The sequence below is a fragment of the Streptomyces sp. NPDC014656 genome (genome assembly GCF_043084305.1).
GTDB lineage: Bacteria > Actinomycetota > Actinomycetes > Streptomycetales > Streptomycetaceae > Streptomyces.
Window position 1 is genome coordinate 1 of record NZ_JBIBZN010000032.1, and the last position, 16,830, is coordinate 16,830.

The 16,830-nt window shown below is 73.9% G+C and carries 13 protein-coding genes; 12 read left to right on the forward strand and 1 reads right to left on the reverse strand.

Annotated features, from left to right (window positions below):
• The 8 genes from ACF1ED_RS36805 to ACF1ED_RS36840 form a co-directional block, all read left to right on the forward strand.
• The coding region (locus ACF1ED_RS36805) for a KR domain-containing protein (protein ID WP_391767723.1) at positions 1 to 3,123 on the forward strand (3,123 nt) is incomplete at its 5' end.
• A gap of 99 nt (positions 3,124 to 3,222) precedes the next feature.
• The gene (locus ACF1ED_RS36810; RefSeq protein ID WP_391767724.1) at positions 3,223 to 4,731 is read left to right on the forward strand and encodes an FAD-dependent oxidoreductase; all 1,509 of its coding nucleotides are present in this window, start codon (positions 3,223 to 3,225) and stop codon (positions 4,729 to 4,731) included.
• Positions 4,728 to 6,287 carry an acyl-CoA carboxylase subunit beta gene (locus ACF1ED_RS36815; RefSeq protein ID WP_391767725.1) on the forward strand — a complete coding sequence of 520 codons (1,560 nt, stop codon included), beginning with the start codon at positions 4,728 to 4,730 and terminating at the stop codon, positions 6,285 to 6,287. Before ACF1ED_RS36810 ends, ACF1ED_RS36815 begins: the two co-directional genes overlap by 4 nt.
• Positions 6,284 to 6,487: an acyl-CoA carboxylase subunit epsilon gene (locus ACF1ED_RS36820; protein ID WP_391767726.1), complete on the forward strand. Its 204-nt coding sequence runs from the start codon at positions 6,284 to 6,286 to the stop codon at positions 6,485 to 6,487. Before ACF1ED_RS36815 ends, ACF1ED_RS36820 begins: the two co-directional genes overlap by 4 nt.
• Positions 6,488 to 6,625: 138 nt before the next feature.
• A complete protein-coding gene (locus tag ACF1ED_RS36825) occupies positions 6,626 to 8,344 on the forward strand; it encodes an acyl-CoA dehydrogenase family protein (protein ID WP_391767727.1) in 1,719 nt (572 codons plus the stop codon).
• 42 nt (positions 8,345 to 8,386) lie between these two features.
• A complete protein-coding gene (locus tag ACF1ED_RS36830) occupies positions 8,387 to 9,664 on the forward strand; it encodes a cytochrome P450 (RefSeq protein ID WP_391767728.1) in 1,278 nt (425 codons plus the stop codon).
• Complete coding sequence (locus tag ACF1ED_RS36835) at positions 9,661 to 10,893, forward strand: cytochrome P450 (RefSeq protein ID WP_391767729.1); 1,233 nt, start codon at positions 9,661 to 9,663, stop codon at positions 10,891 to 10,893. Before ACF1ED_RS36830 ends, ACF1ED_RS36835 begins: the two co-directional genes overlap by 4 nt.
• Positions 10,894 to 10,936: 43 nt before the next feature.
• Entirely contained in the window at positions 10,937 to 11,287 is a 351-nt protein-coding gene (locus ACF1ED_RS36840) for a nuclear transport factor 2 family protein (RefSeq protein WP_391767730.1), read from the forward strand.
• A 75-nt stretch (positions 11,288 to 11,362) separates the two neighbouring features.
• Here the strand turns inward: ACF1ED_RS36840 and ACF1ED_RS36845 are convergent, their stop codons facing one another.
• A complete protein-coding gene (locus ACF1ED_RS36845; RefSeq protein WP_391767731.1) occupies positions 11,363 to 12,067 on the reverse strand; it encodes a TetR/AcrR family transcriptional regulator in 705 nt (234 codons plus the stop codon).
• 334 nt (positions 12,068 to 12,401) lie between these two features.
• Here ACF1ED_RS36845 and ACF1ED_RS36850 point away from each other — a divergent pair, with 334 nt between their 5' ends.
• The 4 genes from ACF1ED_RS36850 to ACF1ED_RS36865 all read left to right on the forward strand — a co-directional run bounded on the left by ACF1ED_RS36850 (position 12,402) and on the right by ACF1ED_RS36865 (position 16,780).
• Positions 12,402 to 13,886 carry an MFS transporter gene (locus ACF1ED_RS36850; RefSeq protein ID WP_391767732.1) on the forward strand — a complete coding sequence of 495 codons (1,485 nt, stop codon included), beginning with the start codon at positions 12,402 to 12,404 and terminating at the stop codon, positions 13,884 to 13,886.
• Positions 13,887 to 14,346: 460 nt separating this feature from the next.
• Complete coding sequence (locus ACF1ED_RS36855; RefSeq protein WP_391767733.1) at positions 14,347 to 15,393, forward strand: ketoacyl-ACP synthase III family protein; 1,047 nt, start codon at positions 14,347 to 14,349, stop codon at positions 15,391 to 15,393.
• Positions 15,394 to 15,422: 29 nt separating this feature from the next.
• Entirely contained in the window at positions 15,423 to 15,683 is a 261-nt protein-coding gene (locus ACF1ED_RS36860) for an acyl carrier protein (protein WP_391767734.1), read from the forward strand.
• On the forward strand, positions 15,680 to 16,780 hold the full coding sequence (locus ACF1ED_RS36865; protein WP_391767735.1) for an HAD-IIIC family phosphatase: 1,101 nt from the start codon (positions 15,680 to 15,682) through the stop codon (positions 16,778 to 16,780). Before ACF1ED_RS36860 ends, ACF1ED_RS36865 begins: the two co-directional genes overlap by 4 nt.
• The last annotated feature ends 50 nt before the right edge of the window (positions 16,781 to 16,830 follow it).

The following is a 16,830-nucleotide window of genomic DNA, read 5'->3' on the forward strand; positions in this document are numbered from 1 at the left end:
GAGAACTGCCGGCGTCCGGTGCTGTTCGAGCCGGCGGTGCGCCGGCTGGTGGAGGACGGGCACCGCGTCTTCGTGGAGACCAGTGCCCATCCGGTCCTGACCCTGGCCGTCGACCAGACCGCCGAGGAGATCCAGACCCCCCTCGTCACTCTGGGCACCCTGCGGCGCAAGGAGGGCGGTACCGAACGCTTCACCACCTCCCTCGCCGAGGCCTGGACCCAGGGCGTCCCCGTCGACTGGACCCGCTCCTTCGCCGACCGGCCCGCCCGTCTCGTCGACCTCCCCACCTACCCCTTCCAGCACGCCCGGTACTGGGTCACCGCCGCCGAGAGCCCGGCCGCCCCGGCGGACGTGACGGCGGACTCCCCGTTCTGGCGGGCGGTGCGGGACCAGGACCTGGAAGCCCTCGCCACCACGCTCGGCACCGACGCCCGAGCGGCCCTGGAGCAGGTGCTGCCCGCCCTGGGACGCTGGTACCGGGCCCGCGCCGGCCGCCCGGCGGCGGACACCTGGCGGTACGAGGTCGCCTGGCGGCCCGTCGCGCCCCCGGCGGCGGGCGCGCTGTCGGGCACCTGGGTGGTCGCCGTGCCCTCCGGCGCGGAGCCGGACGCCGGATCCGCCGCGGCGATGCTGTCCGCGCACGGCGCGCACGCCGTCACGCTGAGCGTGCCCCCGGCCCTCGACGCCTTCCCGGGCCAGGAGCTCCTCGACGCCCGGCCGGCCGGAGTGATCTCGCTGCTTCCCGCGGCCGGGACCGTGGCGCTCCTCCAGGCCCTGGCGCGCGCCGAGGTCGCCGCACCGGTGTGGAGCGTGACGCGGGGCGCCGTCTCGACGGGGCCCGCGGACCTGCTGGAGAACCCCGGGGACGCCCCCGTATGGGGTCTCGGGCAGGTCGTGCCCCTGGAACTGTCCGCCCAGTGGGGCGGCCTGATCGACCTGCCGGCGGAGCTCGACGCCCGGTCCCGCTCCTGGTGGGCGGGGGTGCTCGCCGGTGGCCTGCGCGACGAGGACCAGCTGGCCATCCGCCCGTCGGGCCTGCTCGCCCGGAGACTGGCTCCGGCCTCTCCCGCCTCCCCGCCGGCGGCCGGCGCGGGCTGGACGGCCTCCGGAACCGTGCTCGTCACGGGCGGCACCGAACCGGTCGGCGCCCACGTCGCGCGGGCCCTGGCGGACTGGGGGGCCCGGCACCTCCTCCTGACCTCCGCGCGGGAGACCCCCGCCCGCGTCAGGGAGGAACTGGAGGCGGACCTCGCCGCACGCGGAGCACGCTGCACCGTGGTCGTGTGCGACCCGGCCGACCGGGAGGCCCTGGCCGGGGTGCTGGACTCCGTGCCCGACGGCGAACCGCTGACGGCCGTCGTGCACACCGAACGGCACCGCGAGGAGTACGCCCTGGACGGCGTCGCGCCCGAGCGCTTCGCCACGCTGGTCCGCACGCGGCAGGAGGGGTCGCGGAACCTCCACGAACTGACGCTGGGCCGCGGCCTGTCGGCGTTCGTCCTGTTCTCCTCCATCGCCTCGGCGTTCGGTGCCGGACCCGGCCTGGGCGCGTACGCCGCCGCGCACGCCTACGACGACGCGCTGGCCGCGCACCGGGCCGGCCTCGGCGAGCCGGCCGCGGCGATCGCCTGGGGCCTGTGGGAGGACGAGGTCGTCTCCACGCCCGCCGACGCCGAGAAGCTCGGCCGGCTGCGGCGGCGCGGCACCCCGGCCCTGCCGTCCGAGCACGCGGTGGCCGCGCTCCGGGCCGCCCTGACCGGCGGCGAGACGCTGTCCGTCGTCGCCGACCTGGACTGGGCGCGCTATGTGGAGACCACCGGTGACGTACGGCCCCTGCTCGGGGAGGTCCCCGACGCCGCACGGGCCCGCCGGGAGCGCTCCTCCGGCGGACCCGGGACGGGCGGCGCGACCGCGATCGCGGACCTGGCCGCCGCACCGCCCGAGGAGCGGCGCGTGCTGGTCGAGGCGCTGATCCGGGAGCAGACCGCGGCCGTCCTGCACCGCGACCCGGCCGGCACCGACGCCGGACGCGCCTTCCTGGAGCTGGGGATGGACTCGCTCACGGCGGTGGAGCTGCGGAACCGGCTGGCCGCGGCGAGCGGGGTGCGGATCCCCGCCCGCGCGATCCTGGAGCTGCGCACCCCGGACAAGGTCGCCGACCACCTCCTCGCCGCGCTCGCCTCCCCGGCGGAAGCGACCGGGCCGGCGGAAGCGGCCTCGCCGGCCGGAACGGCCGCGCCCGCCGGGCCGGGGACGCCGGAGTCGACGGTGGCGGACACCGTGCACGACCTGCTGCGCCAGGCCCGCGAGGGCACGGACATCACCGGGGTGCTCGACGAACTGACCGCCCTGCACGGGGCGTTCGTGGAGCCGTCCGCCCCGCACGCCCCGCCCGCCACCGGGTCGACGCTCCTGGCCCAGGGGGCCGACGAGACCGCCCTCATCTGCTTCCCCACCCTGCTCGCGACGTCCGGCTGTCACCAGTACGCGCGGTTCGCCGCCCCCTTCTCCGGGGTCCGGGACGTGGCGGGCATCACCCTGCCCGGTTTCCGGGCCGGTGAGGCCGTGCCCGACTGCCTGGACGACCTCGTCGGCGCGGCGGCGGACGCGGTCGTGGAGCGGGCGGCGGGAGCGCCGTTCGCGCTCGTCGGCTACTCGTCGGGCGGGATCCTCGCGCACGCCGTCACCCGGGAGCTGGAGGAGCGGGGCCACGTCCTGCCCCGGGCCCTGGTGCTGCTCGACACGTACGTCCCCGACGAGGGGCTGTCGCCGCGGCTGGTCCCCGCCTTCCTGGACGGCATGACCGAGCGCATGGCCGACTTCCCGGGCGAGGCCCCGGCGGCCGGTCCCGGTCCCTCCGACGCGCACCGCGTCACCGCGATGGGCGCCTATCTGCGGATGGTCGCGGACTGGAGCCCCGCCGACATCGAGACCCCGATCCTCCTGGTGCGCGCCGACCGGCCGGTGCCGGGGCTGCCCGGCGGCGACTGGCGCGCCTCCTGGCCCCAGCCCCACTGGACCGTGGACGTCCCGGCGGACCACTTCGGGCTGATCGAGCGCGGAGCGGCCGACGCCGCCCGCTCGGTCGCCACCTGGCTGCGCGGCGCGCTGCACCAGGCGTGACCCGGCCGGCCGGGGCCGTCCGCCCCCCTCCCCGGCACCCCACCCACCACCACGACCACCGACGTCCCCGAGGGACGACCGACGCAAAGGACCGTGACGATGACGATCCCCGTGCTGATAGCCGGAGCCGGCCCAGCCGGCATGGCCGCCGGATGTGAACTGCTACGCCTGGGCGTTCCGGTGCGGATCCTCGATTCCGCGCCCGGACGCAGCCGGGGCACCCGTGCCCTCCAGCTCTGGCCGCCCGCCCTGGAGGTCCTGCGCGGCCTGGGCCTCCTGGACGACGCGGAGGACCGAGGCATGAAGGTCCGCGCGATGAACTACCACCTGACGGGCGGCCGCAGGCTGCGGATCGTGCTCGGCGGGCACAACGAGCCGCTGCTGCTTCCCCAGGAGCAGACGAACCTGCTCCTGGAGGAGGAGCTGACGCGGCTCGGCGGCAAGATCGAGCGGCACACCAAGGTCACCGGGGTGGCCGTGCGCGGCGACCGGGTCGACGTGACCGCCGAAGGGCCCGCCGGCACGGAGCGGATCACCGCGGAGTGGCTGATCGCCGCCGACGGAGTGCGCAGCACGGTCCGCGACCGGCTGGGCATCGACTTCACCGGCGACCGGGTCCCCCTGACCTTCATCCTCGCCGAGGGCCGGATCGAGGGCACGTACGAAAGGGGGGCCGTCCACTACTTCCTCGGCAGGACCGGCTCCCTGGTCTTCGCGCCGATGGCCGGAGGGAACGTCCGCGTCTCCGCCGCGGTCCCGGCCGACACGCCGCTGACGCCGGAGTCGGTCCAGGCCCTGCTGGACGAGCGGGGGCCCGGGGGGATGACCCTCACCCGCGTCGACAGCCTGCGCACGTTCACGAGTTCGGAGCGGATCGCCGCCCCGATGCGGATGGGCCGCGCGTTCCTCGTCGGGGACGCCGCGCACACCCACTCGCCGATCGGCGGCCAGGGGCTCAACCTGGGGCTCCAGGACGTGCACAACCTCGCCTGGAAGCTGGCCGGCGTCGTCGGCGGCACCCTGGACGCGTCGGTCCTCGACAGCTACGAGGCGGAGCGCCGGGCCGCCGCCGAGCAGGTGCTGCGCACCACCCACCAGCTCATCCGGATGTTCACGCTGAGCCCCGCCGCCTCCCGGGCGCGGGACCTCGCCTGGCACGGTCTCGACACCACCGGCGTGCTGCGCCGCTGGTTCGTCCCGCTCCTGGCCGGCTGGCGGGTGCGCTACCCGGAGACGTTCGGGGACGAAGCCGCGCACCGCGCGCCGGCTTCGAAGGCCACCCTCCTGTCCTGGGGGACCGGCCGGCTGCCGAGGCCCGGCGCCCGCACCCCGCACTGGGTCCCGAAGAGCCCGCCCGGCCACGTCGGCACGCGCCTGAGGCTCGTCACCTCCGGCGGCGCGGGCGGCGAACTGACCCGGCGGGCCGGGCGCCTGGCCGCCCGGCACGAAACCCTCCTGCGGCACGACCACCTGTCCCGCAAGGGCGCCGGATTCATGCTGCTGCGCCCCGACGGCTACGTGGTGGCCAGCGGCACCGGCCTCAGGGAACTCGACCGGATCGGCCCGCTGGTCGACCGGCTGACCACGACGGGGAGCGAGAAGCAGTGAGTACGACGACGATCGCCGCGCGCGTCACGGAGCTGGCCGCGCTGAAGGAGCTCGCCCGGCGGGGCCCCGACCCCGAGGCCACCGGACGCCAGCACGCCAAGGGCAAGCTGACCGCGCACGAGCGCATCGAACTCCTCCTGGACGAGGGCTCGTTCCAGGAGATCGAGCCGCTGCGCCGGCACCGGGCGACGGGCTTCGGCCTGGAGGACCGGAAGCCCTACACGGACGGGGTGATCACCGGGTGGGGCACCGTGCACGGCCGCACCGTCTTCGTCTACGCCCACGACTTCCGCATCTTCGGCGGCGCCCTCGGCGAGGCGCACGCGGCCAAGATCCACAAGCTGATGGACCTGGCCGCCGCGGCCGGCGCGCCCCTGGTCAGTCTCAACGACGGCGCGGGGGCCCGGATCCAGGAGGGGGTGACGGCGCTCGCCGGCTACGGCGGCATCTTCCAGCGCAACACCCGCGGTTCGGGGGTGATCCCGCAGATCAGCGTGATGCTGGGGCCCTGCGCGGGCGGCGCGGCCTACTCCCCGGCCCTGACCGACTTCGTCTTCATGGTCCGCGGGACCTCGCAGATGTTCATCACGGGACCGGACGTGGTGCAGGCCGTGACGGGCGAGGAGGTCTCGCAGAACGGCCTCGGCGGCGCCGACGTCCACGCGGCCACGTCCGGCGTGGCGCACTTCGCCTACGACGACGAGGAGAGCTGCCTGGAGGACGTGCGGTACCTGCTGTCGCTCCTGCCGTCCAACAACCGGGAGCTGCCGCCGCGCGAGCCGGGCGGCGACCCGGCCGACCGGCCCACCCCCGCGCTCCTCGACCTCGTGCCGGCCGACGCGAACCGCGCCTACGACATGCGCGCGGTCATCGAGGAGATCGCCGACGACGGCGAGTTCTTCGAGGTGCACCCCGCCTGGGCGGGCAACATCCTGTGCGCGCTGACCAGGATGGACGGCGACGTCGTCGGGATCGTCGCCAACCAGCCGATGGCGATGGCGGGCGTGCTCGACATCGAGGCGTCGGAGAAGGCCGCCCGGTTCGTCCAGTTCTGCGACGCCTTCAACATCCCCCTCGTGACCCTGGTCGACGTGCCCGGCTTCCTGCCGGGGGTCGACCAGGAGCACGGCGGCATCATCCGGCACGGCGCGAAACTGCTGTACGCGTACTGCAACGCCACCGTGCCCCGGATCTCGCTCATCGTCCGGAAGGCGTACGGCGGGGCCTACATCGTCATGGACTCGCGCTCCATCGGCGCGGACATCGCGCTGGCGTGGCCCACCAACGAGATAGCCGTCATGGGGGCCGAGGGCGCGGCGAACGTCATCTTCCGCCGGGAGATCGCCGGCGCGGACGACCCGGAGGCCGTGCGCCGGCAGAAGATCAAGGAGTACCAGACCGAGCTGATGCACCCCTACTACGCGGCGGAGCGCGGTCTCGTCGACGACGTCATCGACCCGGCCGACACCCGGGCCGTCCTCATCCGCACGCTGGCGATGCTGCGCACCAAGCACGCCGACATCCCGGCCCGCAAGCACGGGAACGCGCCGACGTGAGCGGCATCCGCATCGAGCGGGGCCGCGCCGACGCCGAGGAGATCGCCGCCGTCACCGCCGTCCTCCTGGCCCTGGGGGCCGGCCGGACGGAGGAGGCCGCCCACCGGGCCCCGGACCCCGGCGGGCCCGCCGCCGCGGGCTGGCACCGGCCGCGCTCGGTCGCGCACCGGGGCGCCGGATCGTGGCGCGCCCCCCGGTAGGGGAGGGGCGCTCCGATCAGGGGTTGGCGGTAGGGGGCGGCCGTTCCTAGCGTGGCAGTGCACGGGGGAGGCGCCCGGTCGCCGGCCGCCCGTCGCCCCCTCTCGCCCTCCTCCCACCCACCCCAAGGAGTCGTACGCATGCCCGGATTCCTGGCCGGACTCGCGGCGGGCCGGACCCGCTGGGACCTGCTGGAGCGCTTCCCGCGGTCCACGCCGGACGAGCGCGCCGCCGGTGACGCGGCCGCCGCGGCCGCGGCGGCCCACATCGACGCGACGGTCGACCCGGAGGACCTGGACCGCGACCGCCGGCTGCCGGACGGCTTCCTGGCCGGCCTCCAGGAGCGCGGTCTGCTCCGGCTGTGCGTCGAGGCCGACCTCGGCGGCCTGGGCCTGACCTCGTACGAGGCCTTCCGCACCCTCACGCGGGCGGCCCGCGGGTCCGTGACGGCCGGCCAGGTCATGGCCATCCAGGCCGGAGTCGGCGCGACGGCGCTGCTGCCGGCCCTGCCCGAGGGGCCGCTGCGCGACCACGTGCGGAAGCGGATCGCCGAGGGCGTGGTCTCCGGATTCGGGGACACCGACCGCACCGGCCAGAACAACACCTGGCCGGCACTGACCGGAACGCCCACCGAGGACGGCGCGGCCTACGTGCTGCGGGGCGAGAAGCTGTTCATCGGCAACGGACCGGTGGCGGACCTGCTGCCGGTGTCGGTGACCCTGCTCGACCCCGACCGGCGACGGCTCGCGATCGCCTACCTGGACACCTCCGACCCGGCGTTCGAGGTGGACTCGCGCATCGAGTTCATGGGGAGCCGGGGACTGCCCAACGGCTCGCTCGCCTTCCACGGCCTGAGGGTGGAGCGCGAGCGGATCCTCGTGGAGGGGGACGGCGACCGGCTTCCGGCCGCGGTCGCCTTCCTCGCCCTGACGGGGCGCCTGCACTTCACCGGGGCGCCCGCCCTGGCCATCGCCGAGAACTGCGCCGAGTGGTCCCGCTCGTTCGTCCGCAGGCGGGAGGTGGACGGGCGGCCGCTGGGCACCTACGACCAGGTGCGGCGGATCGTCGCGCTGACGCTCGCGGAGGTCTTCGCGATGGACGCCGTGGCCAGGCTCTCCCTGATCGGCGCCGGCCTCGTCGACCGCTGGCCCGAACAGCTCCTCGCCAAGAACATCCTGGTCCGCGCCGCGGGCCGGGTGGTCGACCGCACGGTCGGCCTGCTGGGCGCCGAGGGCTTCGAGACGGTGGCGAGCAAGCGCGCCCGCGGCGCCGAGGAACTGCCCGTGGAGCGCGCCTACCGCGACGCCCGCGGGCTGCGGATCGCGGGCAACGTCGACTTCCGGCTCGACCACCAGGCGGCCAGGCTGCTCCTGGACGCCCTCGACGACGACGGCGCGGACCACACCGACGACCGCCCGGACGACACCGACGACCGCCCCGAGGACCACGGACGGGGCGCCGGGGCCCTCGCGCTCTCCCCCGCAAACCGGGACCACGCCGCGGAGGTGGACCGGCTGACCGCGGAACTGCGCGCCCTGTGCCGGGGACTGCTCCGCCGGCACCCGGACCGGGACGCCCTGTACGAGCGGCAGGAGACGACGGCCCTCGTCGCACGGGCCGCGTCCGAGCTGCTCTCGTGCACCGCCGCCCTGGCCTGGGCGAGCCACCTGACCGGGCAGGACGCCGACGAGGGACCCGCCGCGTGGGGCGGCGACCCGCAGGACCTGGCCGACATCCACTGCACCGAAGCGCTGCACCGCGCCGCCGGCCACTTCCGCCGCCTCGCGGCGGGCGACACCGCCGAACCCGACCACGCCAAGGTCAGCCACGCCTGGCTGACCGGCGCCACACGTGTCTGACGGCCCCGACGCCGCCGATACCAGAGAGGCACCGACACCCCGATGACCACCGAGACCACCGACCGGCTCCCGGCGATCCTGGACGGCTTCGACCTGACCGACCAGGCGGCCTTCGCCGACGGACTGCCGTACGAACTGTTCGCGCGGCTGCGCCGGGACGCCCCGCTGCTGCGCCATCCCGCGGGCCACAGCGCCGACGGCGAGGACTTCTGGGTCCTGACCCGGCACGCCGACATCGTCGGCGTCACCCGTTCCCCCGACTTCTCGGCCCAGGGCGGCGGCGGCCGGAAGGGCGGGGGGACGCACCTGGACGACATGCCCGTGGGCGTGCACGCCGGCGTCCTGCTGCCGATGATGGACAACCCCCGCCACGACGCGATCAAGCACCTGCTGTCCCCGGCGGTCACCGGCGCGGCGGCCGCCCGGCTCACCGACGCCCTGCGCGAGCGGGCCCGGGAGCTCGTCGAGGCGTTCGTCGCGCGCGGCGCGGCGAACTTCGTCGACGAGGTCTCCGAGCCCTTCGCCCTGGAGGCGATGGCCCTGCTCCTCGGCATTCCGCACACGGACCGGCCCCGGCTCCAGGAGTGGGTGCACCAGGTCCTCGGCTTCACGAACCGCGCCACCGGGGAGCCCGACGCCTTCTCCGTCGCCACCTTCACGGCGATGCAGGAGTACTTCACCGGCTTCGTCCGCGCCAAGCGCGAGATGCCCGCCGACGACCTCGGCTCCCTCATCGCAGCGGGCGAACTCCCCGAGGGCCTCGGCCTGGCGCCGCTGAGCGACCGCGAGCGGGAGGGCAACGCCGTCCTCTTCCTGGTCTCCGGCTTCGAGCAGCCGCGCAACACGATCGCCGCGGGCGTCCTCGCCTTCGCCCGGAACCCGGACCAGTGGGAGGCCCTGCGCGCCGACCGCTCCCTGATGCCGACGGCCGTCGAGGAGATCCTGCGCTGGGCGCCCGCCAACCCCTACAACCGCCGGACCGCCGTCCGCGACGTCGAGCTCCACGGCCAGGTGATCCGGGCCGGGGAGAAGGTGACGCTGTGGTGGCCGTCGGCCAACCGCGACGAGGCGGTGTACGACGCCCCCGAGCGCTTCGACGTCCGCCGGCCGGTCAACCCGCACGTCTCCTTCGGCCACGGGACGCACTCGTGCCTCGGGGACGAGGTCGGCCGGCTGCTCATCCAGCTGGTGCTGGAGACGCTCCTCGACCGCGTGACCACGATCCGGCAGACCGGCCCCGAGCGGTGGGGGGCCAACAACAAGCACACCGTTCTGCTCGACCTTCCCGTCGAGTTCACAGCAAACGGAAGTGGGTCATGACCGAAACCGCCATAGCCCCGGACGACGCCTACACGCCGCCGGAGGTCCTGCCGTACGACCCGTTCGACCCGGATTTCCACGCGGACCCGTACGCGGTGTACGAGAAGCTGCGCGCCGAGTCCGGACCGGTCATCCGCACCCCGGCGGGGGTCGCCCTCCTCGGCTACGACGCCATCCAGAACGCCCTGCGCGACCCGCGCTTCGGCCGGGGTGACGGCGCCGGCGTCCAGGAGGGGATGATGCCGACCCCGGAGGGCATGCGCCGGGCGTTCTTCTTCATGGACCCGCCGGACCACACCCGGGTCAGGGCGCTCGCCTCCAAGGCGTTCACCCCGCGCCTCGTGGAGCGTCTGCGCGGCCCCGCCGAGGAGTTCGTCGCCGAGCGGCTGGCCGCCGCCAGGGAGAGCGCCGGGGACGGCGTCATCGACCTGATGCCGACGGTGCTCCGTCCGCTCAGCGCCTTCATCATGAACCGGATGATGGGCGTTCCGGACGAGTACCTGGAGCGCTCGATCGAGGCGGCGACGGACGGCGGACGCGGCATCGACCCGGAGTACGCCATGCCCCCGGAGGCCGTCCGGGCGCGGACCGAACTGCGGCTGTGGATGGGGGAGCTGGCGACCCGGCTGATAGCCGAGCGGCGCCGCGAGCCGCGCGAGGACCTGATCAGCGCCCTGGTGGCCGCCGAGCACGAGGGCGACCGGCTCAGCGAGGTCGAGGTCCTCACCACCACCATGGCGATCTTCCTGCCCGGCTTCAGCGCGCCGCAGGCCATGATGAGCCTCTGCGTCTTCAACCTGCTGCGGCACCCGGACCAGCTGGAGTGGTTCCGCGCCCACCCGGAGAGCACGGCGGCCTCGGTGGAGGAACTGCTGCGCTACGACGCCGCCCTCCAGATCATCAACCGCACGGTCCTGGAGGAGGCCGAGCTGGACGGGCACGCGCTCGTCCCCGGCGACGAGGTCTTCATGCTGCTCGGCGCCGGCAACCGCGACCCGGAGGTCTTCGAGCACGCCGACCGCCTCGACCTGACCCGCAAGCCGATCCGCAACTTCGGCTTCGGGCACGGCATCCACTTCTGCGTGGCCGCGCCGGTGGCCCGCCTCGCGACCCAGGTCGTGCTGTCCGAGCTGGTGCGCCACGACATCACGCTCGCCACCGAGACCCCCGCCACCAACGGTGCTCTGGCCATCCGGAGCCTCGCCGAACTTCCGGTGATCATCCGCTGATTCCGGTTTTCCTCACACCCACACCAAGAAAGGCACGTTTCCCATGAGCGCCAACTACCAGGCCGTGATCGAGAAGTTCATCGACGTCGTGAACGAGCCGGACGACACCCGTCGCCGGGCCGGCATCGACGAGCTGTTCACGGAGACCCCCGAGTACTGCGACCCCGACATCCAGACCGTGGGCCGGGACGGGCTCGCCGCGCACCTGAACAAGCTGCGGGCCGGTTTCCCCCCGGGCGTCTCCTTCTACCTGACCGACAAGGTGAACGGCCACCACGACCAGGCCCAGTTCAAGTGGGCCTTCGGCACGCCCGGTTCCCCGTTCGCCGGCGGGATCGACGTCGTCGTCCTGGAGGGCGGCCGGATCAAGCGGCTGCACGCCTTCTTCAACTGACGACCGTCCGCGCCGACGCGGCCGCCCGGGTGCCTCCGCACCCGGGCGGCCGCGTCATGGGCGGCGCCGCCGCGGTCACTCCGGCGGGGTGAGCCCCAGCCAGGCGATCAGATCGACCAGTTCGGCCCGGTAGAGCGCCTCGGGGTTCGCGGACTGCGGCGTGAGGTGGCCGTAGACCTCCAGGGACACCAGGCCGTGCATGCGGCCCCACACGCGCAGGGCGACCCCGGCGGCGGCGGGCGGGAGGCCGGGATGCTCCGCGCGGAACGCCGCGGCGAACTCCTCCCCGAAGTCCGACCAGGCGAAGTCCTGGCCGCTCCGGGTGGCATCGGACCACGCGGCGGCGACGAGCTCGCCGAAGAACGCGCAGGCCCGGCGCTCCGCGTCGGCCACGCCGCCGCCCTCGGAGGGCTGATAACCGGGCACGGGCGCGCCGTAGACGAGCTGGAACTCCTCGGGGCGGGACACGGCCCAGTTCCGGTACTGCTCGCCGAAGACGAGGATGCGCTCGGCCACCGCGTCGGCCGGCAGGGCGGCGAGCGCGGCCTGCTGTCTGTCGGTGAAGGCGGAGTAGACGTCCGAGATCAGCTCGGTGATCAGCGCGTCCCTGGTGCCGAAGTAGCTGTAGATGGCCCCCGCGGTCATCCCCATCTCACGGGCGATGGCACGCAGCGAGATCGCGGCCGCTCCCTGCTCGGCGAGCTGCTTGCGCGCGATGGTCTTGATCTCTCTGGCCGTCTCGGCCCGGAGGCGCTCCCGTCGTCCCAGTGTGGCTCCCATGTCGGGATTCTACACCGTTCAATTTCCGAACGGCAGGGAGCGGAGGCGGCGGCCCCGGGCGCCGGCCCCGGCGAATAGGGGGTGGTCCGGCCCGGTGGGGGTTGCCGCTAGGGGGAGCCGCGGACCTAACTTGCTGGTGAGCGATCGACGCCACCTTCCGGCGTTCATCCCCCGCGCATCCCGCCCGCACCCAGACCCTCACCCCCCCAAACCCCCACGCGCATCGCGCACTTGACAGCAAGCGGCGTTCAGATACCGTTCGTTGTGCCATAACTGAACGGTGTGTAGGTAATGAACGCCGCATACCTCGTAGACCTTGGAAGGAAGCCCGATCGTGGTTTCTTCAGCGACCCGAACCCAGAAGGGGAGCGGCCTCACGCTGGCCTTGCTGGCGTTCGCCCAGTTCATCGTCGCTCTCGACTACAACATCGTGTACGTGGCGCTGCCCGACATCGGCAGGGAGCTCGGCTTCACGGCCCAGTCCCTCCAGTGGGTCGTCAGCGCCTATGTCGTCGCGTTCGGCGGTCTGCTGCTCCTCGGCGGCCGGGCCGTCGACCGCCTCGGGGCCCGCCGGCTGTTCATCACCGGCCTGGTCCTGTACGGAGCCGCCTCCCTCGTCGGCGGTCTCGCCGAGGGGCCGGGCGTCCTGATCGCCGCCCGCGCGATCCAGGGAGTCGGCGGCGCGCTGCTGACGCCCGCCACGCTCGCCCTCGTGGCCATCAACTTCGAGGAGGGCGCGGCCCGCACCAAGGCCATGGCGGTCTGGGGCGCGGCCGGCAGCGGCGGCCTCGCCGCCGGCGCCCTGCTGGGCGGCCTGCTGACCAACTACCTGGGCTGGACCTGGGTGTTCTACGTCAACGTGCCGCTCGCGCTGATCGCGGTCCTCGCCGCGCCGCGCCTGCTGGGCGCCGACGCGCGCTCCACCGGCCCGAAGACCTCCTTCGACCTGCCGGGCGCGATCATCGCCTCCATCGGCTCCACCCTGCTGGTCTTCGGCCTGGCGACCGGCCCGGAGAGCGGCTGGGGCTCCTCCCGCACGGTCGGCTCGCTGGCCGTCGGCGTGGTCCTGCTCCTGATCTTCCTGGTCGTCGAGAACAAGGCCAGCGACCCCCTCGTCCCGCTGCGGATGCTGACGGGCCGCGGTCTGGCCGTGACGATGCTGGTGTTCTTCCTCTTCCAGGGCACCCTCGCCACCGGCTACTACCTGTTCACGACCTACCTCCAGAACGTCCTCGGCTACAGCCCGCTCTCCGCCGGCCTGGCCTTCCTGCCCCTCACCCTCATCTCGATGGGCTCCTCCACGAAGTTCGTGGGCCCCCTGATGGGCAAGTGGGGCGTCGGCAAGACCCTCGCCTTCGGCTCCTTCTTCACCGGCCTCGGCATGGGCATCCTCGCCGTCGGCATGTCGGTGGGCGGCTCCTTCTGGGCCCTGGTCCCCGGCATCGTCGTCTGGGGCCTGGGCGGCGGCATCGCCTTCCCGTCCCTGTTCATCGCCGCCGCGGTGGGCGCCAGGCCCGGCGAGCAGGGCGTCTCCTCCGCGCTCGCCTCGACCTCGCAGCAGATCGGCGGCGCCGTGGGCCTCGCGGCCCTGGTCGCCGTCGCCAACGCCGGCCTCGACGTGAGCAAGGGCGCGACTCCCGAGATCGGCGCGGTGGTCGACGGACTCCAGCTCACCGGCTACCTCGCCGCCGTCATCACGATCGCGGCGGCCGCGCTCGCCCTCCTGTTCCAGCCCCCGGCCCCGGAGCCGGCGGCCGAGCCCGCCGAGGCGGCGCTCGACGAGAACCAGCCCGCCGGGCAGGTCACCGGCGCCGTCTGAGGCGCCCCCGGACAGGTCCGCGGCGGGGTACATCCCCCGGCCCCGCCGCGGACCTCCCCCTACTCCCGGGGCCCTGCCGGGGCCCGGCCCCGGGGCTTCCCCTACGGGCCCCGGCCCCAGGGCCTTCCTGGACCCTTCCCGGGCCCTACCCCCAGGACCCTTCCCGGGCCCTACCCCCAGGACCCTTCCCGGGCCCTACCCCCAGGACCTACCCCCAGGGCTCCTCCCGGGCTCTGCCCCAGGGCCTTCCCTCACGGGCCCCAGCCCCGGGGCCTTCCAGGGGCCCTCCCAGGGCCCCACCCGCAAAACCCTGCCCCCGGGCCTCACTTCGGCCCCCCGGGCCTCGTCCCCGCCCTCCCCGCCCCCTCGGGCCCGGGCCTTTCCACGGCCCGTCCCCACCCCACCCCACCCCGCCCCCACCCCCACCGTCCCGACCACCTCGACCGAGGAGACAACGCACATGAAGTGGGATGCCATCCACGTCAACGGCGCCGCGGCCCATCTGGGCCGTACGGAGGACGTGGCCACGGCCGTCGCCGAAGGCCGCTACGACGAGACCGAGGCGCGCGAGGACGCGTACCTCTCGATCCGCGTGGCCGACCCGGACGTCTCGCCGGTGGACATGGCGGTCACCGCCGGCCGCACCGCCCTCGACCGGGCCGGCCTGCCGGCCGACGTCTTCGCCCTCGTCCTGCACGCCAGCATCGCCCACCAGGGCCTCGACCACTTCACCGCGGCCTCCTACGTCCAGGGCAAGACCGTCGGCGGGCGCGCGCAGGCCCTGGAGATCAAGCAGTCCTCCAACGGCGGCATGGCGGCGTTCGAGCTGGCGGCCGCGCACCTCTCCGCGGCCTCCGGCGAGACCGCGGCCCTCATCACCACGAGCGACAAGTTCGCCGCCCCCGCCTACGACCGGTACCGCTCCGACGGCGGCATGGTCATGAGCGACGGGGCCACCGGCCTGGTGCTCTCCCGCCGCCCCGGCGTGGCCCGGCTGCTGTCCACCTCGGTCATCGGCGACGCCACCCACGAGAACGCGTACCGCGGCGAGGTGCCGTGGACCGCCGCGCCCGGCGACGAGGGCTGGCCGCTGGACATCCGGGCCCGCCGCGGCCGCCACCTGGAGAACGGCGGCAACATCTGGGAGATCGTCAAGGACCTGACCGCCCGCCAGCAGGAGAGCATCGACATCGCCCTGGCCGACGCGGACACCGGCGTCGAGGAGATCTCCCGCGTCGTCTTCCCCAACGTCGGCCGGTCCGTGCAGGACTGGGGCCACCGCAAGTCGCACGGCATCGACGAGTCGCAGGCCACCTGGGAGTGGGGCCGCCGGATCGGCCACATCGGCGCCGGCGACCAGCTCGCCGGCCTCACCCACCTGCTGGAGACCGGGGAGGTCCGCCCCGGAGACAAGGTGATGCTCTGCGGCATCGGCAGCGGCTGGTCGTTCAGCGCCGCCGTCCTGGAGATCACCGACCTGCCCGACTGGCCCGTGACGACCCTCTGAGGCCGACCCACCCCCTTCCCGGAGTTCTCATGTCCCACGACACCACCGCCGACCCCCGCCCGGAGATCCTGGGCTTCCTCACCCAGCGCTACCCGGGCAACGACTTCGCCTACGACCAGGACATCTTCAAGATCGGTTTCGTGAGCTCCCTGCTCGCCACCGAGCTGGTGGTCTTCATCGAGCAGACCTTCGGGGTCTCGATCCCGGGCAAGGAGCTCCGCATCGACAACTTCCGCACCATCGAGGCGATGGCGGCCCTGATCCGGCGCCAGAGTGGAGTGACCGCATGACCAGCACCGCCGCCGAACCCGTCGTCCAGGCCCCCGCCGTCCTGCGCAAGCCCAAGCGCGGCCGCGTCAAGTGCATCGTCTGGGACCTCGACCACACCCTGTGGGAGGGCGTCCTCCTGGAGGACGGCACCACCGCGCTCCGCGAGGACGTCGTCGCCGAGATACGACGCCTCGACGAGGCCGGCGTCCTGCACTCGATCGCCAGCCGCAACGACCACGAGGCCGCCATGGAGCGGCTCCGCGAGTACGGCGTCGACGACCTGTTCCTGCACCCGCAGATCAACTGGAACGCCAAGTCCCACTCGGTCCGCGAGATCGCCCGCGCCCTCAACATCGGCCTCGACGCCATCGCCTTCGTCGACGACCAGGAGTTCGAGCGCGCCGAGGTGGCGCGGGAGCTCCCCGACGTGATCACCGTCGACGCCCTGGAGGTCCACCGGGCCTTCGAGCGCGAGGAGTTCAGGCCCCGGTTCATCACCGACGAGTCGCGGCAGCGCCGCTCCATGTACCGCGGCCAGATCGAGCGGGAGCAGGCCGAGTCCGAGTTCGTCGGCCCCAGCGAGCAGTTCCTCTCCGACCTCGGGATGCGGCTGAGCATCACCCGCGCCCGCACGGAGGACCTCCAGCGCGCGGAGGAGCTGACGATCCGCACCAACCAGCTCAACTCCACGGGCCGCACGTACTCGTACGAGGAGCTCGACGCCCTGCGGACCTCTCCCGACCACCTGCTGCTGGTGGCCTCGCTGGAGGACCGCTTCGGCAGCTACGGGAAGATCGGCGTCACGCTGATCGAGAAGGGCGAGGAGCACTGGCACCTCAGGCTGCTGCTGATGTCCTGCCGGGTCATGTCCCGTGGCGTGGGCACCATCCTCCTCAACCACCTCATGAACCTCGCGAAGGAGGCGGGCGTCACCCTGCGCGCCGACTTCGTCGAGACCGGGCGCAACCGCATGATGCAGATCGCCTACGCCTTCGCCGGCTTCGAGGAGATCGGCCGCGAGGGGAACGAGGTGCTCATGGAGAACGACCTCTCCGCCATCCAGGCACCGGCCTCCTACGTCACGGTGATCACCGACGATGGCGCGTCCGCTGCCTAGCACCGCCCCGACGCCGAGGGGGGTCCCGGTCGTCTGGCGGATCCCCCTCG

Coding starts and splice junctions, on each gene's coding strand:
- ACF1ED_RS36860 (WP_391767734.1), top strand. CDS start 15,423: ATGTCCCACGACACCACCGCCGACCCCCGCCCGGAGATCCTGGGCTTC.
- ACF1ED_RS36810 (WP_391767724.1), top strand. CDS start 3,223: ATGACGATCCCCGTGCTGATAGCCGGAGCCGGCCCAGCCGGCATGGCC.
- ACF1ED_RS36835 (WP_391767729.1), top strand. CDS start 9,661: ATGACCGAAACCGCCATAGCCCCGGACGACGCCTACACGCCGCCGGAG.
- ACF1ED_RS36840 (WP_391767730.1), top strand. CDS start 10,937: ATGAGCGCCAACTACCAGGCCGTGATCGAGAAGTTCATCGACGTCGTG.
- ACF1ED_RS36845 (WP_391767731.1), bottom strand. CDS start 12,067: ATGGGAGCCACACTGGGACGACGGGAGCGCCTCCGGGCCGAGACGGCC.
- ACF1ED_RS36855 (WP_391767733.1), top strand. CDS start 14,347: ATGAAGTGGGATGCCATCCACGTCAACGGCGCCGCGGCCCATCTGGGC.
- ACF1ED_RS36825 (WP_391767727.1), top strand. CDS start 6,626: ATGCCCGGATTCCTGGCCGGACTCGCGGCGGGCCGGACCCGCTGGGAC.
- ACF1ED_RS36865 (WP_391767735.1), top strand. CDS start 15,680: ATGACCAGCACCGCCGCCGAACCCGTCGTCCAGGCCCCCGCCGTCCTG.
- ACF1ED_RS36830 (WP_391767728.1), top strand. CDS start 8,387: ATGACCACCGAGACCACCGACCGGCTCCCGGCGATCCTGGACGGCTTC.